Below are 22,712 nucleotides of genomic sequence, written 5' to 3'. Positions count from 1 at the left end.
CGATGAGCCTGCTCGCGCCCTCTCCTAGTAAAGAGGCGGGCGCGCGCCCGGCGTCGCTGTCTCCGGAAACCATCTATCGCGCCATTTGCAGCGAGCCGATGCCTCTGGCGCGCGCAGAGCCTTTCACGGCGCATGTCCTTGCCTGCGTCCTCACTGTCGGGATCATTGAAGCGCGAGCAACGGGCGACACATTGTCCGCGGCGCTCGGCCTCAACCGCGCCGCGCTGGAGACGCTCACGGCGCAATGGGCGCCGGGCGCGCGGCTGTTTTTCAATATCTATGACGCGCCGGAGCATCTGCCTCTCGACGAAGAAGAGACGCAGCTCCACGAATTGCTGGCGCGCTTCAAGGCTGACTCCTCCCCCCTCTGCGCCTGGATCGCCGCGATCGTGTGTCGCCGCGCGATGGCGCCGCGCCACCTCTGGCAGGACCTCGGTCTTTTGGAGCGCAGCGAGCTGACGCGTTTGATGAACAAATGGTTCCCGGCGCTGGCGGCCGCCAACGTCGACAATATGAAATGGAAGAAATTCTTCTACCGGCAGCTTTGTGAGCTTGAGGGTTTTTCCCTCTGCGCGGCGCCGACCTGCCGAGAATGCGGCGACTTCGACAATTGCTTCGGCGTCGAGGACGGAACGAGCGTTCTCGCCCACCTGAACCGCCGTTGATCCTCTCCTTTAAGGTTCGGAAAGCCCTTTGTCAGTTCTCCGACAATGGCGCTTTACAGACAAGTCGAGCCCCGGGAAATCCAAGGATTTTCATGACTTTTTGAGCTGGCACATCGGTTGCTACTTCCTGGACGAGACATCTTAACCAGGGAGCTGTCGAGATGATCCAGCTGACGGATAGCGCTGTGACCGCGGTGCGTACGGCGATGGCAGGGGCAGGCCAGGAGGTCGAGGGACTGCGCATCATGGTGGAGGCCGGCGGCTGTGCTGGCCTGAAATACATGATGGGCCTCGTCAACGAGGCCGACCCCAACGATCACGTGTTCGACACCGACGGCGTAAAGGTTTTCGTCGAAGAAGGCTCGCTCGCCTATCTCGATGGCACCAAGATCGACTTTGTCATCGGTCTCGAAGGCTCTGGTTTCACCTTCGACAATCCGCAAGCCAAATCGAGCTGTTCCTGCGGAAAATCTTTCGGCTGAGCGCGAGGAGGCGGCGATGTGGGACTATTCTGACAAGGTCAAGGACTACTTCTTCAACCCCAAGAACGCTGGCGCCCTCGTGGAGGCCAACGCCGTCGGCGAAGTCGGCGCGATTTCCTGCGGGGACGCGCTGAAGCTGATGCTGAAGGTCGATCCGGAGACGGAGGTCATTCAGGACGCGCGGTTCCAGACCTTTGGCTGCGGGTCCGCCATCGCATCCTCCTCCGCGCTGACCGACATGATCATCGGCAAGACGCTGCAGGAAGCAATCACCATCACCAATCAGGACATCGCCGATTTTCTCGGCGGCCTGCCACCCGAGAAGATGCATTGCTCGGTGATGGGCTATGAAGCGCTGCAGGCGGCGATCGCGAATTTCCGCGGCGAGGAATGGCATGACGATCATGAGGAAGGCGCGCTCGTCTGCAAATGCTTCGGCGTCGACGAAGGCATGATCGAACGCGCCGTCCGCATGAACAAGCTGACGACGATCGAGCAGATCACGGATTACACCAAGGCCGGCGGCGGCTGCCTGACGTGCTTCGACAAGCTGGAAGAGGTGCTCGCCAAGGTGAACGCCGAACTGGTCGCCGAGGGAATTCTGGCGGCGCATGAGGCCTATTCCATCGGCGCCGCCGACGCGGCCGAAATCAAGGCCAAGGCGAAAGCGAAGAAGGAAGCTGAAAGAGAGGCCGCGCCGCCGACCTCGCCGCTCGCTCCGGCGTCGCCCCTGCCGCCGCCTTCGGCCGGCATGACCAATCTGAAGAAGATGCGCCTGATCGAGGAAGCGATCGAAGAGCTGCGTCCGTATTTGAAGAAGGACGGCGGCGACTGCGAACTCATCGACGTCGACGGCAATAATGTGATGGTGAGCCTGACCGGCGCCTGCACGGGCTGCCAGATGGCGAGCGTCACCGTGTCCGGCATTCAGGAGCGGCTGATCGCCAAGCTCGGCGTGCCGGTTCGCGTCGTCCCCGTCAAATCCCACGTCCACTAGAGGAACGGCCATGCGTCCAGTCTATCTCGACAATAATGCGACGACGCGGGTCGATCCGGCGGTCGTCGAGGCGATGCTGCCGTTCTTCACCGAGCAGTTCGGCAATCCGTCGTCGATTCACTCCTTCGGGGCGAGCGTCGGCCAATCGGTCAAGAAGGCCCGCCAGCAATTGCAGCAGCTGCTCGGCGCGGAGCACGATCACGAGATCATCTATACGGCGAGCGGCACGGAAGCCGACAATACGGCCATCCTGTCGGCGCTGGAGGCGATGCCCGCACGCAACGAGATTATCACCAGCGCCGTCGAGCATCCCGCCGTTCTCGCGCTTTGCCAGCATCTCGAAAAATCCGGCCGCGCCAAGGTACACTACATTGGCGTCGATTCACTCGGCCGCCTCGATCTCGAAGCCTATCGCTCCGCGCTCTCGGATAAAGTCGCGCTCGTCACCCTGATGTGGGCGAACAACGAGACAGGCACGATCTTCCCCATTGAGGCGCTCGCTGAACTCGCCAAGGAAGTCGGCGCGCTCTTCCATACCGACGCCGTGCAGGCCGTCGGCAAAGTGCCGATCGTCCTGAAGGGGAGCGCCATCGACATGCTGTCGCTTTCAGGCCACAAGCTGCATGCGCCCAAGGGCATTGGCGCGCTCTACGTAAAGCGCGGCGCGCGGTTCAAGCCCTTGCTGCGCGGCGGCCATCAGGAGCGCGGGCGCCGCGCGGGCACCGAAAACACGCCCGGCATCGTCGGTCTGGGTAAGGCGGCGGAGCTCGCCATCACTCATATGGCCGATGAGCAGACGCGGGTGAAGGAGCTGCGCGATCGTCTCGAAAAAGCGATCCTGCAGCGCGTTCCGAACTGCTTCGTGAATGGCGACGTTCGTGAGCGGCTGCCGAACACGACGAACATCGCCTTCGAATATGTGGAGGGCGAAGCGATCCTGCTGCATCTCACGCGCCAGGGCATTGCGGCCTCGTCGGGCTCTGCCTGCACGTCGGGCTCCCTGGAGCCGTCGCATGTGATGCGCGCCATGAATGTGCCGTTCACAGCCGCACATGGTTCGATTCGCTTCTCGCTTTCGCGCGACAACGTGCCGGAGGACGTTGATCAGGTGATCGAGGCGCTGCCGAAGATCCTCGAAAACCTGCGCGAGCTGTCTCCCTTCTGGGCGGGCGCCAATAAGGGCCCGACAGAATTCAAGCCCGTCTATGCGTGAGTTGACGCCGTGAACGCTGACCACCCCCGCGTCTTTATCAATGACACGACGCTCCGCGATGGCGAGCAGGCGCCGCGCGTCGCCTTCACGGCGCGCGACAAGGTCGCCCTTGCTCGGGCGCTCGAGGCCGCGGGGGTGGATGAAATCGAAGTCGGCACGCCGGCGATGGGACGCGATGAAATCGAGGCGATCGGCGGCGTTGTCGCCGAGGGCCTTTCCTGCCGCGTCATGGCGTGGTGTCGCCTCAACAAAGCGGATGTCGACGCCGCGCTCGCAGCCGGGGTCGCGCATGTGAACATTTCCGCGCCCATGTCGCGCTTGCAAATTTCGGTCAAGCTTGGCGTCGACGTCGCTGCGGTGGCGGATCGCGTGCGCAACATTGTCTCCTATGCGCGGGAGAAGGGTCTCACTGTCGCGCTCGGCGGCGAAGACTCGTCTCGGGCGGACCCCCGCGACATTGGAGCCGTTCTGCGCGCTGCGGCGGATGCGGGCGCCTGGCGGTATCGCTTCGCGGATACGCTTGGCGTGCTTGATCCCTTCTCCGCCTATGACGCCATCTCTCGAGTCCGGCAGGAAACCGATCTGCCGATCGAATTTCATGGCCATGACGACGTGGGCCTTGCGACGGCCAATACGCTCGCCGCGCTGCGCGCCGGCGCGACCCACGCCTCCGTCACCGTCCTCGGCCTCGGCGAGCGCGCCGGCAACGCGCCGCTCGAAGAAATCGCGGTCGCGCTCGGGCATGTCGCGCCCGGACGCTCCAATGTGAAAATCGACAAGCTTCACGCCTTGTCGAAACTGGTGGCGCGAGCCGCGCGGCGCCGCATCGGCCGCTCGAAGGCGATCGTCGGCGCCGATGTGTTCACCCATGAGTCTGGCATTCACGTTGCCGCGCTGCTGAAGGATGCGCGCACCTATCAGGGCGTCGACCCGGCGCGCCTCGGGCGCCGCAACACCGTCGTGCTCGCCAAACACTCCGGCATGGCGGCGTTGCAGCGCAAATGCGCCGAACTCGGCTTCGACATCGACCGCGACACGGCGGCCGAGTTGCTGACGCAGATTCGCCGGCGCGCCAATGACAAGGCGGCGCCGATGACGCGCCGCGAGCTGAAAAGCTTCTTCAAAAGCGCCTGTGGAGGATCGCCATGAGCCTCGCCGCCTCTGCCGCCATGACGCAGCCTGCGCCCGCCCGCCCCAATCTGCTTGCAAGGCTGCGCGGCGACGTCGCCTGCGTGCTGCAACGCGACCCGGCGGCGCGCAACATCTTCGAAGTCGCCCTGCTCTATCCGGGCGTTCATGCGCTCGTCCTCTATCGTATCGCCAACAGTCTCTGGCGCCGCGGGTTCAAATTCCCGGCGCGTTTCCTGTCCTGGTTCGCGCGCCTCGTCACGAACATCGACATTCATCCCGGCGCGACGATCGGCGAGCGGCTGTTCATCGACCATGGCGCGGGCGTGGTGATCGGCGAGACCGCTGTCATCGAGAATGACGTGACGCTCTATCATGGCGTCACGCTCGGCGGCACCTCATGGGCGCCGGGGAAGCGGCATCCGACGATCGAAAGCGGCGCGCTGGTCGGCGCAGGCGCGAAAATTCTGGGCCCGATCACGGTCGGCGCGCGGGCGCGCATCGGCGCCAATTCCGTCGTCATCGACGACGTCGCGCCGGAAATGACGGTCGTCGGCATCCCTGGCCGCATTGTGAAAGTGGAGCGGCGGCGCTCAGGCGCGGACGGGCGCATCGATCTCGAGCATCATCTGATCCCCGACCCCGTCGGCGACGCCATATCGGTGCTGATCGACCGCATCGATTTTCTCGAGGCGCGTCTCGCGCATCTCCAGGCGCGCAAGACAGAGGCGCTCGCAACGAATAGCCAGAAGGAGACGAAACCATGAGCGTATTCGACGATTTGCGGAAGCTGTCCTCGGCCGAGGATTTCTTCGAAACGCTCGGCGTCGACTACGACCCGGCGGTGGTGCGCGTGGCGCGTCTCCATATTCTGCGCCGCATGGGCGAATATCTCGCCAAAAACGACCTGGACGGCGCGAGCGACGAGGAAGCGCGCGCCGCCTGCAAAGAGACGCTGACCAAGGCCTATGAGGACTTCGTCGCCTCGTCGCCCATCGCCGAGCGCGTCTTCAAAGTGCACAAGGACGCCGTCAAGCCGAAGGCCGAACCGGCCAAGCCTTTCGTTCCGCTCACGACGCTGACCGGCAATCCCGGCTGATCGAGGCAAAGACACATGAAAATCCTCGTTTGCATCAAGCAGGTCCCGGACAGCGCGCAGATCCGCGTGCATCCCGTCACCAACACGATCATGCGGCAGGGCGTGCCGACGATCATCAACCCTTATGATCTGTTCTCGCTGGAGGAAGCGCTTCGTCTGCGCGACAAATTCGGCGGCGAGGTCACGGTGCTGACCATGGGGCCGCCGATGGCGGCGGACTCGCTGCGCAAGGCGCTCGCCATCGGCGCCGACCGCGCGGTGCTGTTGACCGACCGCTTCTTCGCAGGCTCCGACACGCTCGCGACGACCTATGCGCTCTCGGCGGCGATCCGCAAGATTGAGAAGACCTTCGGCAAGCAGGACATCGTCTTCGCCGGCAAGCAGACCATCGACGGCGATACGGCGCAGGTCGGTCCCGGCGTCGCCAAGCGGCTCGGGCTGCTGCAATTGACCTATGTGTCCAAGATCGTCGAGTGCGATCCCGAGAAGGGCGAGCTCGTCGTCGAGCGGCGCGCCGAGGGCGGCGTGCAGGTTCTCAAGACGGCGACCCCCTGCCTCGTCACCATGCTGGAAGGCTCCAATGAAGTGCGCCGCGGCGCCTTCGACGACGCGCTGCGGGCGGCGCGCGCCGAGGTCGTCACCTGGAGCGCCAAGGACGCCGAGATCGAGGATCTCACCAAATGCGGCCTCAAAGGGTCGCCGACGATCGTGAAGAAGGTGTTCGCCCCGGCGCCGCGCTCGGAAAAGGCGGCCTTTGTCGAGCCGGAAAAGACGGCGGCCGATTCCGCCGAGGCGCTCATCGCCGCGATCTTCGCGCGCCATCCGGCGCTCGAAGCCGACATGACCAAACTTGCCTCCGGACTCTAAAGGAGAGCCGCAAATGTCCGCGACCCCCCCGCCCGCCACACGCGCCAGCGCGAAGAAAGAGCTCCCCGAACATTTCCGCGACTATAAGCACGTCTGGGTCTTCGTCGAACTCGAACGCGGCGACGTTCATCCGGTCTCCTGGGAGCTTCTGGGCGAAGGCCGCAAGCTCGCCGACAAGCTCGGCGTGGAGCTCGCGAGCGTCGTGCTCGGCGGGCCGGGCGACGCCGCCAAGGAAGCGGCGGCGGAGTCTTTCCGCTATGGCGCCGACCTCTGTTATCTCGTCGAACATCCGGTGCTGGCGGACTATCGCAACGAATCCTACGCCAAGGCGATGACCCAGCTCGTCAACACGCACAAGCCGGAAATCCTGCTGCTCGGCGCGACGACTCTCGGCCGCGACCTCGCGGGCTCGGTGGCGACGACTCTGCTCACCGGCCTCACCGCGGACTGCACGGAGCTGGCGGTTGACGCCGACGGCTCGCTCGCGGCGACGCGCCCGACCTTCGGCGGCTCGCTGCTCTGCACGATCTATACCCTCAATTATCGTCCGCAGATGGCGACGATCCGTCCGCGCGTCATGGCGATGCCGGAGCGCGCCGCCGACCGGGTTGGCCGCATCGTTCCTTTCACGCCCGATCTGTCGGAAGACGAGATCATCACCAAGCTCCTGCGCTTCGTGCCGGATCGCGACTCCAACAAGAGCAATCTGGCTTTCGCCGACGTCGTCGTCGCGGGCGGCATGGGCTTGCAGAGCGCCGAGAATTTCCAGCTCGTAAAAAACCTGGCCTCTGTGCTCGGCGCGGAGTTCGGCTGCTCGCGGCCTGTCGTGCAGAAAGGCTGGCTCTCTTCCGATCGCCAGATCGGCCAGACCGGAAAAACTATCCGGCCGAAGCTTTATATCGCGGCGGGCATTTCCGGCGCGATCCAGCATCGCGTCGGCGTCGAAGGCGCCGATTGCATCGTCGCGATCAACACCGACAAGAATGCGCCGATCTTCGACTTCGCGCATATCGGCATCGCGACGGACGCGATCCGGCTGCTGCCGGCGCTGACCGAGGCTTTCCGGCAGAAACTGTCGCCCCATCAGCGCGACCGGCTTGCAGGCTAATGACACATATCCCAACGCCTGGCGAGGCGCCGGCGGAACGTAAATGGAGACTGCCATGATCGAAGAACGGTTCGACGCGATCGTGATCGGCGCCGGGATGGCCGGCAACGCCGCGGCGCACACCATGGCGTCTCGCGGCCTCAAGGTCCTGCAGCTCGAGCGCGGGGAATATCCCGGCTCGAAGAATGTCCAGGGCGCGATCCTCTACGCCGATATGGTGGAGAAGATCATCCCGAACTTTCGCGAGGAGGCGCCGCTCGAGCGTCATCTCGTCGAGCAGCGGTTCTGGATGATGGGCGACCGCTCCCACACCGGCCTGCAATACCGCAACGACGACTTTAACGAAGACAAGCCCAACCGCTACACGATCATCCGCTCGCAGTTCGACCGCTGGTTCTCCAAAGAGGTGCAGTCGCAGGGCGCGCTCGTCATCTGCGAGACGACGGTGATGGAACTCGTCTCCGACGCCTATGGCAAGGTGATCGGCGTGCGCACCGATCGAAAGGGCGGCACGATCTTCGCCGACGTCGTGGTGCTGTGCGAGGGCGTCAACGGCCTCCTCGGCGCGCGCGCCGGCCTGCGCGCGACCCCCAAGCCGGAGCATGTCGCGCTGGCCGTGAAGGAAATGCACTTCCTGCCGCGCGAGACGATCGAAGCGCGCTTCAATCTCCACGGCGACGAGGGCGTCGTCATTGAAGCGGCGGGCGTCATCTCCAAGGGCATGACGGGCATGGGCTTCGTCTACACCAACAAGGAGAGCGTGTCCGTCGGCATGGGTTGTCTGGTTTCCGACTTTGCGACGAACAATGACACGCCTTACGGCCTATTGGAGATGTTCAAGAACCATCCGTCCATCAAGCCGCTGCTCGAAGGCTCGGAAGTGAAGGAATACGCCGCCCATCTCATCCCCGAGGGCGGATATAAGACAATTCCGGAGCTTTTCGGCGATGGCTGGGTGGTTTGCGGCGACGCCGCGCAGCTCAACAACGCCATTCACCGCGAAGGGTCGAACCTCGCGCTGACCTCCGGGCGGCTCGCGGGCGAGGCGATCTTCCAGATCAAGTCGCGCAAGGACGCGATGTCGAAGCAGAATCTGGCGCTTTACAAAAAGCTGCTCGACGACAGCTTCGTGATGAAGGATCTCAAGAAATACAAGGATATGCCGGCGCTTCTGCACGCCAACTCGCAAAACTACTTCCTGGCCTATCCGCAGCTCGTCTCCAAAGCGATGGAGAACTTCCTGCGCGTCGACGGCACGCCCAAGATCGACAAGGAAAAGGCCACCATCGCCTCGTTCGTCAAGGAGCGCAAATGGACCGGCCTGTTTGGCGACGCCTGGAAGTTGGCGCGCGCATGGCGATGAGTTGGCGACGAGTTGGCGATGAGTTGGCGCTGTTCTTGCGTAACAGCAGAAAGAACGAAGCGACAGGAGAAATCCCATGTCCTTGGCAGCCCGAGTTGAAGAGAAACTTTACCAAAACCGCTACATCGTGGACGCGGGCAAGCCGCACATCGCCATTCGTCCGCATGACAAGCCTTCCGAGAATCTGCTCGCCATGACTCGTATCTGTCCGGCGGGCTGTTATTCTGAAACGAGTTCGGGACAGGTGGAGATCACGCCGGACGGCTGTCTCGAATGCGGCACGTGTCGGGTGCTGTGTGAAGCGTCTGGCGACATCACCTGGAACTACCCGCGCGGCGGTTTCGGCGTGCTGTTCAAATTTGGCTGAGAGGAAACTATGCCCAACGTCACTTTCCAGTCGCCGCTATTGCATAGGAATGTCACCGTCTATGCGGTCGCTGGCGACACGGCGAGCATTCTCGCCGTCGCGGACGCTCATAAAATCCCGATCCCGCACGATTGTCGCGACGGCGAATGCGGCTCCTGCCTCATCGAGGTGGTGACGCTTTCCGGCAAGACGATGGGCTCCGCGCTCACCGAGAAGGAGAAGGCGCAGTTGAAGTCGCTCGGCAAGATCACCAGTGAAGAGATCCGTCTCGCCGAGGTCGACGATATTGCCCCGAAGTATCGTCTCGCCTGTCAGTACATTGTGCGCGACCAGGACATTCTGGTGAAATTCACGGGCGAGCCGGGCGGCGCATAAGCAACCCGACGAGTCGCACCTGTCGCTGGACCGACGGACTTCGCGCCCGTCGGTCTTTATGCTGAAGGGATAACCGACCCGCGACGTGAGCGGTCAGGCGAGCTTGTCGCCCAACAGAAACTCCATCGCTCGGTCGAGACGAATATGCGGGAGCGGCAATGGCTCCCGATCCTTGCCCATCTTTGCGACGGGCGGCCGGAACTTCAAGAAGCGGTATTCCGCCTCCTCCTCGTCCAGCGCCAGCGCATCGCCGCGAAACACGAGCTTCGGATCGTCGGGGAGTTCGCCAGGGAAGATCGCCCCTTCGGCAATCCCGTCGAAGACGTCGTCGCCAATGCGCTCGCCTTCAAGCGGCGTGCCGACGATGGCGGAAAGTTTCTCCCCCTCATGGCGAACGATCGCCTCTCGCGTCGCGCGCACCGCCGCCATGGCGATGACGTCGATCGTCGCTCCGACCCCTTCAGCGCGGGCGATGGCGCGGCTGGTCAGATGGCGCAGGATCGCTTCCAAGCGGTCGTGGCAGCTATGGTGGAGATGATCCGCCTTGGTCGCAGCGAAGAGAATACGGTCGATCTTGGGGCGGAAAATCTGCGCGATGAGATTGGAGCGCCCGGTCCGAAAGGCGTTGAGCACGTCGGTCAGCGCATTTTCGAGGTCGCGGACCGCCGCCGGGCCGGAGTTCAGCGCGGCAAGCGCGTCGACGAGCACGATCTGGCGATCGAGCCTTGAAAAGTGATCGCGGAAGAAGGGCTTGACGACGTGGGTCTTATAAGCCTCGTAGCGGCGCTCCATCTCGCGCCCGAGACTGCGATAGGGCAAATCCTCGCCCGCTTCGACGGGAAGCGGCGCAAAGGTGAGCGCCGGCGAGCCTTCGAGATCGCCGGGCATGAGAAAGCGGCCGGGAGGCAAGGTCGAGAGCGCAAATCGCTCCGCCTTCGCCGAGCGCAGGTAATCCGTGAACAGTCTCGCGAGTTTCTGCGCGGTCTGCTCCGAATAGCGCGCCTTCGGATTCGCCATCGCGGTCGCGCCGCGCCAGTCGGCCGCAATAGGCGCGCGCGCCGCGGCGCCCGCCGCCTCCAGCGTCTCCTTCGACCATTGCGCATAGGATTTCCCGAGCAGCGGCAGGTCGAGCAGCCACTCGCCCGGATAATCGACAATATCGATATCGAGCCGGGCATGTTCCTGTCCGATATGGCGCAGCGACCAGGCCTTGGAATTGAACTCGATCGAGACGCGCAGTTCCGAAATGCGCCGCGTCGACTGCGGCCAGTGGCGTTCGGGGCCGCTGACGAGCGCCTCGAGATGCTCCTCATAGGCGAAGCGCGGCACGTTGAAATCGGGCTGCGGGTCGAGATGGGCCGAGAGAATGCGGCCCTCCGACAACGCGCGAAAGACCGGCATGTGGGCTTTGCGACCGGCCGCCACCGCTCGGGTGAGATGGTGAACGAGGGAGGTGATGAAAACGGTTTTGCCGGCGCGCGACAGGCCGGTGACGCCGAGCCGCAATCGCGCTCCGGCCACGAAATCGGCCAGGCTCTCCGCGGCGACCCGCGTCTCGAACCAGATATCTGACAATTGGGAGGACAAAAGCGGCTCCGGACAGAGACGAGACAGGCCCCTCATCTAATCCATGAGCCGCCGTTTTGGGAGAGCGGAGAAGCGCTTCTCCGCCGCGGCGCGTCGACGCTTCGAGTTACCGCTTGGACATCGGAACATAGTCGCGCCGCTTCTCGCCCGTATAGAGCTGGCGCGGCCGGCCGATCTTGGAGCCCGAATCCTCGATCATCTCCTTCCACTGGGCGATCCAGCCGACCGTGCGCGCCACGGCGAAGAGCACGGTGAACATGGCGACCGGGAAGTTCATCGCCTTCAAGGTGATGCCCGAGTAGAAGTCGATATTGGGATAAAGCTTCTTCTCGATGAAATAATCGTCCGACAGCGCGATGCGCTCGAGCTCGAGCGCGACGTCCAGCAGATCGTCCTTCACGCCAAGCTCGTTCAAGACCTCGCGGGTCGTGCGCTGCATGATTTTGGCGCGCGGGTCGTAGTTTTTGTAAACCCGATGGCCGAAGCCCATCAGCCGGAACGGATCGTTCTTGTCTTTGGCGCGGGCGATGAACTGCGGAATGCGGTCCGGCGTGCCGATCTCGGCCAGCATTTTCAGCACCGCCTCATTGGCGCCGCCATGCGCCGGCCCCCACAGCGAAGCGATGCCGGCGGCGATACAGGCGAAGGGATTGGCGCCCGACGAGCCCGAAAGCCGAACCGTCGAGGTCGAGGCGTTCTGCTCATGGTCGGCGTGCAGGATGAAGATGCGGTCCAGCGCCCGGGAGAGAACCGGATTGACCTTGTATTCCTCGCAAGGCACGGCGAAGCACATGCGCAGGAAGTTCGAAGTGTAGTCGAGGTCGTTCTTCGGATAAACGAACGGCTGGCCGATCGAGTATTTATAGGCCATGGCCGCGAGCGTCGGGATCTTGGCGATCATGCGCGTCGAGGCCACCATGCGCTGCACGGGGTCGGCGATATTGGTCGAGTCGTGATAGAAGGCCGAAAGCGCGCCGACCGAAGCCACCATCACCGCCATCGGATGCGCGTCGCGGCGGAAGCCCTGGAAGAAGCGCGCCATCTGCTCGTGCACCATGGTGTGGCGCGTGATGCGATAATCGAAATTGGCCTTTTCCGCCGCAGAGGGCAGCTCGCCGTACAGCAGCAGATAGCAGGTCTCGAGAAAATCGCCGTGCTCGGCGAGCTGTTCGATCGGATAGCCGCGATAGAGCAGCACGCCCGCGTCGCCGTCGATGAAGGTGATCTTCGATTCGCAGGAAGCCGTTGAGGTAAAGCCAGGGTCGAAAGTGAACATCTCGGTCTCTGCGTAGAGATTGCGGATGTCCACGACGGACGGCCCCATCGTCCCTTCTTTTACGGGAAGGTCGATCTCCTTGCCGCCAATCGTAAAGGAACCCTTGTTATCGGCCATTGCGCACCTCGTTTGTCGGCCCGGGCGCGCGAATCGACGGCGCCGGCCCAGCCCGGACAACGCTTAACCAGAAATGCGTCGCTACGCTGGCAGGCCTGGAATTATGCACATATCGGGCGGCGTGCGCCGTCTTGTGCACTGCAAAAAGCTATCGCAACCGCGAAGTCTGTCAAGCTTCAAAAGACTGCCGAACGCCGATAGTTAAGCCAGCGCAACGCGTCTGGCTCAGGCCGACTGGTCCGCGATGCGCCCGAGGCTCTCTTCGCGGCCAAGGATTTCGAGCACGTCGAAAATGCCGGGCGAGGTCGAGCGGCCGGTCAGCGCCGCGCGCAAAGGCTGGGCGAGATCGCCGAGCTTGACGCCGAGCTCCACCGAAAGATCGCGCACCACGGCTTCGGTCGCCCCCGCCGTCCACTCCGGAAGCGCGGCGAGCTTCGGGCCGAGCGCGCCGAGCCGCGCCTTCGCCTCCGGCGACAGCAGCTTTGCGGCCTTGTCGTCGAGCGGCAGCGGCCGCTTAACGAAGAGGAAGGCGGCGCCGTCGACGAGTTCGTTGAGCGTCTTGGCGCGCGCCTTCAATCCCGGCAGCGCGGCGCGCAGCTGCGCGCGCTTCCTCTCGTCGAGCGCCGCCAGCACAGCGCCGCCGCCGTCGAGATACGGCAGCGTGTCGAGAAGGATTGAAAACAATTCGTCCTCGGGCGTGTCGCGGAGGTAATGCCCGTTCATGTTTTCGAGCTTGGCGAAATCGAAGCGCGCGGGCGAGCGATGCACCTGGGCGAGGTCGAAAGCCGCGATCATCTCCGGGAGAGCAAAGAACTCCTTGTCGCCCTGGCTCCAGCCGAGGCGCACGAGATAATTGCGCAGCGCTGCCGGCAGATAGCCCATCGCGCGATAGGCGTCGACGCCGAGCGCGCCATGGCGCTTCGAGAGCTTCGCGCCGTCCGGCCCGTGAATGAGCGGAATATGCGCGAAGGCCGGCGTCTCCCAGCCCATGGCCTCGTAGATGTGTTTTTGACGCGCCGCATTGGTAAGATGGTCGTCGCCGCGGATGATCTGGGTCACGCCCATGTCGTGATCGTCGACGACGACGGCCAGCATATAGGTCGGCGTTCCGTCGGAGCGCAGCAGCACGAAATCGTCGATGTCCTTGTTGGGGAAGACCACCCTGCCCTGCACGGCGTCCTCGATCACCGTCTCCCCGTCGAGCGGCGATTTCAACCGGACGACGAAGGGAGCGCCGCTCGGCGCCTCGGCGGGATCGCGGTCGCGCCAGCGGCCGTCGTAACGCGGCGGGCGTTTCTCGGCGCGGGCGAGCTCCCGCATCTCCTCGAGCTCCTGCGCGGTGGCGTAGCAGCGATAGGCCTTGCCCTGGGCGAGAAGCGCCTCGGCCACCTCGCGATGCCGCGGGGCGCGCGAGAACTGGTAGACAATCTCCCCGTCCCAATCGAGGCCGAGCCATTTCATCCCGTCGATAATCGCGTCGATCGCGGCCTGGGTAGAGCGCTCGCGGTCGGTGTCCTCGATGCGCAGCATCATCCGCCCGCCGTGGCGCTTGGCGTAAAGCCAGTTGAACAGCGCGGTGCGCGCCCCGCCGATATGCAGAAAACCGGTGGGGGACGGCGCGAAACGGGTGACGACCTGCGGCATTTGGCGGGGGATATCCTGAGAAGCTTCGGGAGCGCCCCTCTAACACGCGCGCCGCGCCGGGGAAATAAGGACGAACGGCAGGAAAGCCGTCGTCCCGCCCGTTTTCGGCCACGACGCGCCCCCTCGCTCGAGATCAGGCCGGGCCGCGTTCGACCAGGCGACAGCTCGTGGCCGCCCGGCCCGCCATCCGGAACGTCACGACGCCGCCGTCGCCGCGCAGCTCTCCGCCGGCGGACGCATAAGAGGGGCCCCGCTTCCACAATCTCACGGCGCCGCCGCCGGTCATGACGAGAACCGTCCCGCCGCGCTCGTTGACGACCGTCAGCTTCTGCCCGTCCCCGCATGAATAATTCGCATAGGGCTGGGCGCGCCCAAGGTCGGCGCCGGCGACGCACGCCAGCGCCGCCACAAGAGCTGCGACCGGTCGTGAAGCGATCAAACTTCCTCCCTGACCTCCGCCTCTGCCGGTTTTCTCCGCGCCTCCTCCGCCGAAGAGTCGTCCGGCGAGGCGAGCTGCACGATTCCGCTCTCGATGGCGAGCGCGCTGGCCGCGGCGGCGGCGGCGAGCTTGTCGAGCTCGGGAAGCTGCAGGACGGTCCTGGCCGGCTCCGCCGTCGCCGCCATTTTAATGCCCGCTTCGGAGAGCCGCCGGTGCAGATCGAAATGCAGGTCGCTGCGCACGCGCGACGATTTCTCAACGTCGGCGACATAGCACCAGAGCTCGAATTTGAAGTTCGACGCCTCCATGCCGAGGAACATCACCTGCGGGGCGGGAATGCGCAGCACATCCTCCTGCGCCCTGGCGGCGGCGAGCATGATGTCGCGCATCTCCTCCGGATCGACGCCGGGATGCGGCGACAGCGCCACTTTGATGCGCCCGACCTTGTCGCCGCGCAGCCAATTCTTCACGACGCCGCTGACGAGATTGGAATTCGGCACGATCATGGTGGCGCGGTCGAAGGTTTCGATCTCCGTGGAGCGCACATTGATCCGCTTCACATAGCCCTGCTCGTCGCCGACGACGACCCAGTCGCCGACCCTAATGGCGCGCTCCCAGAGCAGGATGAGGCCGGAGACGAAATTGCCCACGATCGACTGCAGGCCGAAGCCGATGCCGACCGACAGCGCTCCGGCGACGATCGCGAGCCGCTCCAGGCCAATGCCCAGGCTCGACATCGCGACCATGGCGGCGGCGATGGCCCCGAGATAGCCGAGCGTGGCGTTGATCGAACTGCGAAGCCCGACATCGAGCCGGGTCAGCGGCAGGACGCGCGTGTCCAGCCAGCGACGCAGCCCCTGGGCGGCCGCCAGCACAACGAGAAACAGGCCGATCGCGGCGACGGCCGACGACAGCGAGATGGTGACGTCGCCGACCTTGAAGGAGAAGAAGCCCGAGCGAATGGTGGCCACAAGGTCGTCGGATTCATAACCGAAGGGGGCGAGGGCGACGAGCGCCGCGACGCCCCAGGCGAGGATCGTGACTACGCCCGAGAGCAAGACCCCGATCGGCGCCAGCTGCTCCCGCCGCACGCCGAGCCCGTAGATGAGCGTGCGGCCGAGAATGCCCTTTTCAGAGAACGCGTGTTCGACGCCGCCCGCCGACAGCACCACCACGACATAGAGCGCAAAGGCGACGGTCGCCGTCCAGGCTGTCTGAAAGATCACGAAATTGGCGAAGGTGACATAGCCGAGGGCGCAGGCGCCCACGATGACCATCAGGCCCAGCGCGCCGAAGAGGCGCGTGACGGCGAGCCAATCGCGGCCCTCGTGCGTCACGCCCGGCTCTCCCGCCGCCGTCGCCCGACGCGGCGACAAGGAGACGACGGCGACGAGCTGCAGCGACGCGACCAGCATCACCCCGACGCCGCGCGTCACCACGACGACCGGCAGGCTCGCCTGCACGACTTCGGCGATGTGCTCGGCGAAGCGGGTCAACGACAGGACGACGGCGGCGGCGGTCAGTAGCCACACGAACAGCCTCGCCAGCCTGTCGCCCGGATCGATGACGCGCCAGGCCGGCTGGTTTGGAGCGAAAACGGCGCGCGCCGCGCCATAGACGAAGGCGATGCGGGCGACGCCGTCGAAGATGCTTCGCCAGATCGGCTCAGCCGCCGCGTCGAGAAGATCGAACCCCTCCAGCGCGGCGCCCAGAGCGGCGGCCGCGCCGACGGGAACGGCGGCGGCGACGATCGCCGTCCACCCCGCCCCGGCCGCGCGACGCAGCGGCGAGGGCGATTGCCCGGAATGATTGCGGGTGAGCACCCGCCGCGCCAGAAAAACAGCGGGCGGCAAAGCGAGAAGAATCGCCAGCGCCACGGCCAGGAACTCCGCCCGCCGGCTTTCGAGCCGACTGGCGAAATTGGCAAAACGGTCGGACAGGAACGACGCGCCGTCGGACAGGACGTCCGGCGCATCGGCGAGCGCCGCGCGCCACAGATCGACCGAGAACAGCCCGTTCGTGCGCAGGAAGAGCGTCCGCGCGAAAAGCGCCCGCTGGCGGGCGACAATGACGACGGAGAGCTGACGCGTCTCGAGCAGCATGGCGCGGGCGCGCTTGAGCGTGGCGTCGATTTCGTCGAAGACCTTGCGTTGCTCGACGAGCTCGGCGCTGGCGCTGGCCTCGGCCGACCCGGGCTGCGATTCGGCCGCCGGGGCCTGCGGCGACGGCGCTGGCGGGGGCTGCGCCTTGGCGGCGTCGGGCTTCGTCTGCGGTTTCGCCGCGGCGGGCCGCGTCGGCGGCAGCGGCGCGGCCTTCTGCGGAGCCTGGGGCGTCGGCGCCGCCGCCGGCGCGGCCGGAGCCGGCGCGGGCTGCTCGGCCGGCTTGTTCGCCGCCGGGGCCAGCTCCTTGAGCCGCGCTTCGACGGCGGAGAGGCGCGGGGTGAGCAGGTCGATCGATTCTTCGAGCTCCCGCCGCATCGGCTCGAGACGGTCGCGCAAGTGGCGCAACGCTCGGTCCGAGAGGTTATTGTCTTCGAGGCTCTTATGAATTTCATCGAGCGCGGCGCGCGAGCGATCGAGCCTCGAATTGACCTGCTCGAGCGTAGTCGGCGCCTCGTCGGCGCGAGCGTCGAGCGAGATCAGCGCGCCAAGGAACAGAATCAGAAAAAGCGTCAGTCTGCGCAACGCAGGTCTCCAAAGGAACTCGAATCGCGTTGATCTTAAGGCTAAGCCTGGACGTCGTCCCGGTAGACATGCACGCGTCCGGCGCGGTCCGTCACGCGCCAACCGCCAGCCCCATCCGGCTCCATCCCCGCGACCGGCGTCTTGCCGAAGCCGCCGGGAATGTCGAGCACATAGGCCGGCGCGCCGATCCCCGTCATCCGGCGCGCAAGCTCGGCGTGAAGACGCTTTCCTGCCTCAATATTGAGGCGAAAATGGCGCGTGCCGGGGGCGAGGTCCGGGTGATGCAGGTAATAGGGCTTGACGCCCACCCTTAATAGAGCGCGCATCAGCCGTTCCAGGACGTCGGGGTCGTCGTTCACTCCGGCGAGCAGCACGGTCTGGGAGAGGAGCGTCGCGCCCGCCGCCCGCAGGCGCAAGATCGCCGCACGAGCGGCGGCGGACAGTTCCCGCTCGTGATTGACGTGCAGCGCGACGTAAAGCGCCTTGCCGCTTTCGTTCAGCGCCGCGAGACGCTCCGGCGTGACGAGATCGGGCGCCGCCGTCGGCGCGCGGCTGTGCACGCGCAAAACGGCGACATGCGAGATCTCGGCAAGCCGGCGCGCGACGGCCGATAATCGGCGCGCCGAGAGCATCAGCGGATCGCCGCCGGTGAGGATGACCTCAAAAATCTGTGGCGTGCGGGCGATATAATCGAGCGCCGCCTCGACCTCGGCGTCGCCGAGGACATCGCCCTTGCCCTGTCCCACCGTCTCGCGTCGAAAGCAGAACCGGCAATAGACCGGACAGACAGTAAGAAGCTTCAAGAGCACGCGATCGGGATAACGGTGAACGATCCCTGAAACCGGACTATGCGCCGCGTCGCCGATCGGATCGACGCGCTCTTGCGGCAAGATCACAAGCTCGCGCGCGTCGGGCAGGAATTGACGGGCGATGGGATCGGCGGGATCGGCGCTGTCGACCAGCCCCGCAACCTCGGCCGTCACGGCGACGCTGTAGCGCGCCGCGACCGCGCGCAAATCCTCTTTCCCGACAGAGGTCAGCAGGCCGGCGGCTTCAAGATCTGAAAGGGAGCGGAGGGTTTTCGTCGTCATTCGCCCAAGGCCGATGCGCCGGCGGGGCGCTTCGTGACCCCAAGCCTCTTAATGACAATCCGGCCCTTTCTCCACCTCTCTAAACAACAGAAAAACTGCGTTGTTTAATTCCAAAAAACACCGATTGACCTGTGATATTTAGTCTCTGTTAGTACAAAGGCGACAGGCCATGACATTCGACTCTTTCACCTCCAACCCGGCGCCGCGACGGATGCGCGTCCGAAACCCAGCAAATCTCATGATCGAGCGGCAGAATTCGAGCGCGGCAATTCACCCGTCGGCCTTCGTGGCGTATCTGGAGGCCGTGTGGCTCGCCTGCGTCATCGTGGCGGTTGCCGGCGTCGTGCCGCTGGTGATGCTGCTTCACCGCTGAGCGTCAACTGCCCTGTTCCGCGACGGGGCACCAAAGCACTTGCTCGATGCGCTCGGCGCCGGTCGCCAACATGACCAGCCGGTCGAATCCGAGCGCTGCGCCCGACGCCGCCGGCATCGCGGCCAGCGCCCTCAGGAAATCCTCGTCGATCGGGTAGCGCTCGCCGTAAACCCTGGCTTTCTCAATCATTTGCGCTTCGAAGCGGCGACGCTGCTCCTCGGGGTCGGTCAGCTCGCCGAAGCCGTTCGCGACTTCGACGCCGCAGATATAAAGCTCGAACCGGTCAGCAAAGCGCGGATCGTCGTCGCTGACGCGCGCCAGCGCCGCTTCGCTGACGGGATAATCGGTCAGAATCGTCGGCCGCTCGCCGCCCAGCCGGCCTTCGACTTTTTCGGACAAAATCTTGCTGAACAGATCCGACCAGCTGTCGTCTTCCGAGACGCGGATCCCATCCCGCGCGGCCGCCCGGGCAAGCCCGTCGCGGTCGCCCAGCAAAGCCTCGAGATCGATACTCGCATGCGCGGCGAAAGCCTCGCAAACAGTGACGATCTCGGGCTCCGCGAAGGGATCGCAGACGCGCCCGCGCCAAGTGAAATCGCTCACTCCGGCCGCGCGCGCCGCGGCGGCGAGGAGCCCGGCGCAATCTTCATAGAGCCGCAGCGTCGGCTCGCCGGCCCGATACCATTCGAGCATGGTGAATTCGGGATGGTGAAGGGCCGAGCGTTCGCGGTTCCGGAACACGCGGGCGAGAGCAAAAATCCGCTCTTCGCCTGCGGCGAGCAGTTTCTTGCAGGAAAATTCCGGCGAAGTGTGGAGGTAGAGGCGGCTCCTCGCGCCGTCCTGACCAATCAGTTCGGTCGCAAAGGCGGAAAGGTGGGTCTCGTTGCCAGGCGAGATCTGCAACGCTGCCGTTTCCACCTCGGTAAAGCCTTCGGCCGCGAAAAATCGCCGCGTGGCCGCCGTTATCGCGCCGCGCGCCTTGAGAAAAGGCTTGCGATCGGCGTAAACATCCCGTGCCCACCAGGGCGAAGCGAGCGTCATGAAGCCTCCCGAGCGCGTCCCGGTCGCGACAAAATGCGATCGTGCTGCTTGCGGCGGGATTTGCCGAGGCGCGCGAAATATGGTCTTACCCCGTTCATAGACCAGCCCGGCCGTGGCCGGCAATGAACGCGAGCCGGCGCGGCCGCCGGCAATGAAGGAACCGAACCTGTGAAAGTCATCGCCAGCTCGATTCGCAAGGGCAACATTATTGAGCGTGAGGATGGGCAGCTCTACGTCGTTTTGACCGCCGAAAGCTTTTTTCCCGGCAAGGGCACGCCGACGACCCAGATCGACATGCGCCGCCTCTCGGACGGCGTGAAGGTCTCCGACCGCTACAAGACCACGGAGCAGGTCGAGCGCGCTTTCGTCGAGGATCAGGACTACAGCTTCCTCTACAATGACGACGACGGCTATCACTTCATGAACCAGGCGAGCTACGAGCAGGTCGCAGTGCCGGCGGACGCGATCGGCGATCAGGCGCAGTGGCTGCAGGAAGGGATGCAGTGCATCCTCTCCATGTTCAACGGCCAGGCGGTTGCGATCCAACTGCCGCAGCGCGTGACGCTCGAGATCGTCGAGACGGAGCCTGCCATGAAGGGCCAGACGGCGTCATCCTCTTACAAGCCCGCGAAGCTCTCGAACGGCGCTCGCGTGATGGTCCCGCCGCATATTCAGAGCGGCACGCGCGTCGTCATCCAGACGGAAGACGGCAGCTACGTCGAGCGCGCCAAGGACTAAAGGCGCCTCTTTTCGGCCTTCTGATAAGCCGCCGCGCCTCATGGCCCGGCGGCTCTTTCATTCCTCGTTCAGCATGACCGGCGCCATCGCGGCCAGGAGCTGCGCTTTCGCCGTCTGCGCGCCGCGCGCCTCTTCGATCGGATCGAGCTGCGTGTTGTCGACTGCGCCAACGAACACGCCTCTGCTCAAACCGGCGATCGACGGGTCTGCGTGCTTATCGTCGACGCTCGGCACTTTATAAATCTGCGCTTTGTCCGCCTCCGTCGACGGCGTCATGGCCGCCCGCGCCAGCGCGTCGGACATGCGCGAATAAGTCAGCAATCTCTGGCTGACTCCAAATGAGGTCAAAGCCAAAACGAACATGGCCTCCACTCCTGCCATCAGGTTGCGCGAACCATAGCAACGCGCGCGCCGCGCCGCCCGAGTAATCGGCGCGCAGCGTTAAGGTCGATCGCAGGGAAACATTCAAATTTTACGCCTTCAGGCGCGCAGGAAGGCGCGCAGCTTCTTTTCCAACGCGCCTTTGTCTTTCAATTCGCATTCCCAGACGGTGAGCGCGCGCCAGCCGAGTTCAGCCAGACGCGCGCCATGCGCCGCGTCGCGGGCGCGATTGCGCGCGATCTTGGCGCGCCAATACTCGGCGTTGGCCTTCGGCATGCGCGCCCCGCGTGCGCAGTCGTGTCCATGCCAGAAACAGCCGTGCACGAAGATCGCCTGTTTGCGCCCGAGATAAGCGATGTCCGGGTTCCCCGGAACGTCCTTTCGATGCAGCCGGTAACCGGGGGCAAAAGCGCGCAACAACTTGCGCACGGCGCGTTCGGGCGAGGTGTCGCGCGATTTCACCGCGCGCATGACGGCAGATCGTTGGGCGGGGGTTTCCTTGGCCGCCATTGTCACAGCGCAGATCTACGCCGCTTCCCGCGCGACGCTGGGGTGGAGCAAGGGTTCGATCAAATGCGCCGCAATGTGCCGCACGACTGGGACGGCGACTCCGTCTCCCGTCAGATGATAAGTCTGGTTATACGTCCGGGGCAACGCGTACTCGTCAGCAAGTCCCATCAGCCGCGCGGTCTCGCGCCCCGACATGAGCCGTGAACGCACTTTGCCCGCCTCGACCAGCAGCACGAACTGCCGGCTGGAGCCGCCCGCCGGGGTGCGCAGGCAGCCCGCAATATCGTCGAAACGCGCCTCCGCCCGCTGGAGCTTCTCGCCCGACTGATAACGCGTGCGCCGATAGAGCGTCCCCACCATTCGACGACCCGCGCGCTTGGCCTCCTCGATCTTCGCCAGATTGACCTCGCTCATCATCCCGATGAGGGCGCGCGTCTCCGCCGCGCTATGCCACGACACATCGGCAGGCGCATCTTCGATGATCTCCAGAAGCCTCGTGTTTCGCATCGGCGGCTCTGGAAGGCGCCACCACAACCAGGCGCCCCTTAGCCTGGCGTCCAGATGCGCATGAGCCGTTTGCAGCGCCTTCGTGTGGAAGGGCGGCTTTGGCGCATGGCCCGTCAACGCGGCGGGGATCGCCACGTCGTCGCGCACGGCGATGATGAACAACCTGGGCCGCGATTGCGGAAGAAACAGCGTGGCGTCGATAACGAGCGCGCCGAAGCGATAGCCCGCTTCGGCAAGCGCCGCGCAAATCGACTGGAAATCTTTCCCCTTATGGGAGGTCAGCGCCCCGCAGACATTTTCGAGAACGATGGTCTTGGGTCCCCGGCCCTCGGCGCGCAGCGCCGTCATCAGTCCCCAAAACGGCCAGAACGTTCCCGAGCGCTCGCCCTTGAGCCCCGCCCCCGCCCCCGCGAGCGAGAGATCCTGACAAGGGAAAGACGCCCAGACGAGATCGGCCTGCCCCGGCAACTGTTCGGTCGTGACCTTGGCCACGTCCCCGACATGCAGCGCTTCGTCCCCCCAATTGAGGCGATAGCTCGCGGCTTTCTTCGCGTCGAAGTCATTGGCGAACAGGCAGGTCCAGCCCGGCCCGAGCCCGGCGCGCGCCATGCCGCCGCCGGCGAAGAATTCGTAAAAGCCCGGTTTGCCGCTCATGCCCCG

At 64.8% G+C, this 22,712-nt stretch carries 24 protein-coding genes; 14 read left to right on the top strand and 10 right to left on the bottom strand.

What is annotated here, in order from left to right:
- Positions 1-2 precede the first annotated feature (2 nt).
- The 12 genes from ACETII_RS14640 to ACETII_RS14585 all read left to right on the top strand — a co-directional run bounded on the left by ACETII_RS14640 (position 3) and on the right by ACETII_RS14585 (position 9,664).
- A complete protein-coding gene (locus tag ACETII_RS14640) occupies positions 3-665 on the top strand; it encodes a nitrogen fixation protein NifQ (RefSeq protein WP_472788172.1) in 663 nt (220 codons plus the stop codon).
- 161 nt (positions 666-826) lie between these two features.
- Positions 827-1,147 (top strand): HesB/IscA family protein, encoded by a 321-nt coding sequence (locus tag ACETII_RS14635; RefSeq protein WP_363347029.1) that lies wholly within the window; start codon positions 827-829, stop codon positions 1,145-1,147.
- A gap of 16 nt (positions 1,148-1,163) precedes the next feature.
- Positions 1,164-2,144 carry a Fe-S cluster assembly protein NifU gene (gene nifU / locus ACETII_RS14630; protein ID WP_472785990.1) on the top strand — a complete coding sequence of 327 codons (981 nt, stop codon included), beginning with the start codon at positions 1,164-1,166 and terminating at the stop codon, positions 2,142-2,144.
- 10 nt (positions 2,145-2,154) lie between these two features.
- Positions 2,155-3,357, top strand: coding sequence for a cysteine desulfurase NifS (gene nifS, locus ACETII_RS14625; protein ID WP_472785989.1), 1,203 nt, complete (start codon positions 2,155-2,157; stop codon positions 3,355-3,357).
- A gap of 9 nt (positions 3,358-3,366) precedes the next feature.
- Complete coding sequence (gene nifV / locus ACETII_RS14620; protein WP_472785988.1) at positions 3,367-4,506, top strand: homocitrate synthase; 1,140 nt, start codon at positions 3,367-3,369, stop codon at positions 4,504-4,506.
- Positions 4,503-5,252 (top strand): serine O-acetyltransferase, encoded by a 750-nt coding sequence (gene cysE / locus ACETII_RS14615; protein ID WP_363347021.1) that lies wholly within the window; start codon positions 4,503-4,505, stop codon positions 5,250-5,252. The genes nifV and cysE overlap by 4 nt, the downstream gene beginning before the upstream one ends.
- Positions 5,249-5,584: a nitrogenase stabilizing/protective protein NifW gene (nifW, locus tag ACETII_RS14610; RefSeq protein WP_363347018.1), complete on the top strand. Its 336-nt coding sequence runs from the start codon at positions 5,249-5,251 to the stop codon at positions 5,582-5,584. The genes cysE and nifW overlap by 4 nt, the downstream gene beginning before the upstream one ends.
- Before the next feature lie 15 nt (positions 5,585-5,599).
- The gene (locus ACETII_RS14605; RefSeq protein ID WP_363347017.1) at positions 5,600-6,451 is read left to right on the top strand and encodes an electron transfer flavoprotein subunit beta/FixA family protein; all 852 of its coding nucleotides are present in this window, start codon (positions 5,600-5,602) and stop codon (positions 6,449-6,451) included.
- A 13-nt stretch (positions 6,452-6,464) separates the two neighbouring features.
- A complete protein-coding gene (locus tag ACETII_RS14600; RefSeq protein WP_363347014.1) occupies positions 6,465-7,559 on the top strand; it encodes an electron transfer flavoprotein subunit alpha/FixB family protein in 1,095 nt (364 codons plus the stop codon).
- A 55-nt stretch (positions 7,560-7,614) separates the two neighbouring features.
- On the top strand, positions 7,615-8,922 hold the full coding sequence (locus ACETII_RS14595) for an FAD-dependent oxidoreductase (RefSeq protein WP_472785987.1): 1,308 nt from the start codon (positions 7,615-7,617) through the stop codon (positions 8,920-8,922).
- A 76-nt stretch (positions 8,923-8,998) separates the two neighbouring features.
- Complete coding sequence (locus tag ACETII_RS14590; RefSeq protein ID WP_363347010.1) at positions 8,999-9,289, top strand: ferredoxin family protein; 291 nt, start codon at positions 8,999-9,001, stop codon at positions 9,287-9,289.
- Positions 9,290-9,298: 9 nt separating this feature from the next.
- The gene (locus tag ACETII_RS14585; RefSeq protein ID WP_472785986.1) at positions 9,299-9,664 is read left to right on the top strand and encodes a 2Fe-2S iron-sulfur cluster-binding protein; all 366 of its coding nucleotides are present in this window, start codon (positions 9,299-9,301) and stop codon (positions 9,662-9,664) included.
- Positions 9,665-9,757: 93 nt separating this feature from the next.
- Here the strand turns inward: ACETII_RS14585 and ACETII_RS14580 are convergent, their stop codons facing one another.
- The 6 genes from ACETII_RS14580 to ACETII_RS14555 form a co-directional block, all read right to left on the bottom strand.
- On the bottom strand, positions 9,758-11,287 hold the full coding sequence (locus tag ACETII_RS14580; protein WP_472785985.1) for a YcjX family GTP-binding protein: 1,530 nt from the start codon (positions 11,285-11,287) through the stop codon (positions 9,758-9,760).
- A gap of 70 nt (positions 11,288-11,357) precedes the next feature.
- Entirely contained in the window at positions 11,358-12,644 is a 1,287-nt protein-coding gene (locus ACETII_RS14575) for a citrate synthase (protein WP_472785984.1), read from the bottom strand.
- A 225-nt stretch (positions 12,645-12,869) separates the two neighbouring features.
- Positions 12,870-14,288 (bottom strand): glutamate--tRNA ligase, encoded by a 1,419-nt coding sequence (gene gltX / locus ACETII_RS14570; protein ID WP_472785983.1) that lies wholly within the window; start codon positions 14,286-14,288, stop codon positions 12,870-12,872.
- A gap of 133 nt (positions 14,289-14,421) precedes the next feature.
- Positions 14,422-14,727: a hypothetical protein gene (locus tag ACETII_RS14565; protein ID WP_472785982.1), complete on the bottom strand. Its 306-nt coding sequence runs from the start codon at positions 14,725-14,727 to the stop codon at positions 14,422-14,424.
- Complete coding sequence (locus ACETII_RS14560) at positions 14,724-17,411, bottom strand: DUF3772 domain-containing protein (RefSeq protein WP_472785981.1); 2,688 nt, start codon at positions 17,409-17,411, stop codon at positions 14,724-14,726. Before ACETII_RS14560 ends, ACETII_RS14565 begins: the two co-directional genes overlap by 4 nt.
- Before the next feature lie 41 nt (positions 17,412-17,452).
- Positions 17,453-18,502, bottom strand: coding sequence for a lysine-2,3-aminomutase-like protein (locus ACETII_RS14555; protein ID WP_472785980.1), 1,050 nt, complete (start codon positions 18,500-18,502; stop codon positions 17,453-17,455).
- A gap of 169 nt (positions 18,503-18,671) precedes the next feature.
- On the opposite strand from ACETII_RS14555, the gene ACETII_RS14550 reads away from it, so the two are divergent.
- Complete coding sequence (locus tag ACETII_RS14550; RefSeq protein ID WP_363346994.1) at positions 18,672-18,875, top strand: hypothetical protein; 204 nt, start codon at positions 18,672-18,674, stop codon at positions 18,873-18,875.
- 3 nt (positions 18,876-18,878) lie between these two features.
- Here ACETII_RS14550 and epmA read toward each other — a convergent pair whose 3' ends face one another.
- Positions 18,879-19,916 (bottom strand): EF-P lysine aminoacylase EpmA, encoded by a 1,038-nt coding sequence (gene epmA / locus ACETII_RS14545; RefSeq protein ID WP_472785979.1) that lies wholly within the window; start codon positions 19,914-19,916, stop codon positions 18,879-18,881.
- A gap of 168 nt (positions 19,917-20,084) precedes the next feature.
- Here epmA and efp point away from each other — a divergent pair, with 168 nt between their 5' ends.
- The gene (gene efp / locus ACETII_RS14540; protein ID WP_363346990.1) at positions 20,085-20,654 is read left to right on the top strand and encodes an elongation factor P; all 570 of its coding nucleotides are present in this window, start codon (positions 20,085-20,087) and stop codon (positions 20,652-20,654) included.
- Between the two features lie 57 nt (positions 20,655-20,711).
- On the opposite strand, the gene ACETII_RS14535 is transcribed toward efp, so the two are convergent.
- The 3 genes from ACETII_RS14535 to ACETII_RS14525 form a co-directional block, all read right to left on the bottom strand.
- Positions 20,712-21,017 (bottom strand): hypothetical protein, encoded by a 306-nt coding sequence (locus ACETII_RS14535; protein ID WP_472785978.1) that lies wholly within the window; start codon positions 21,015-21,017, stop codon positions 20,712-20,714.
- A gap of 117 nt (positions 21,018-21,134) precedes the next feature.
- Positions 21,135-21,545, bottom strand: coding sequence for a very short patch repair endonuclease (locus tag ACETII_RS14530; RefSeq protein WP_363346986.1), 411 nt, complete (start codon positions 21,543-21,545; stop codon positions 21,135-21,137).
- A gap of 15 nt (positions 21,546-21,560) precedes the next feature.
- The gene (locus ACETII_RS14525) at positions 21,561-22,706 is read right to left on the bottom strand and encodes a DNA cytosine methyltransferase (protein ID WP_472785977.1); all 1,146 of its coding nucleotides are present in this window, start codon (positions 22,704-22,706) and stop codon (positions 21,561-21,563) included.
- Between the last annotated feature and the right edge of the window lie 6 nt (positions 22,707-22,712).

This window comes from Methylocystis sp. NC52PC (assembly GCF_055698645.1).
Note: the sequence above shows the minus strand (reverse complement) of the source record. Positions and strands in the feature narration are given on the sequence as shown.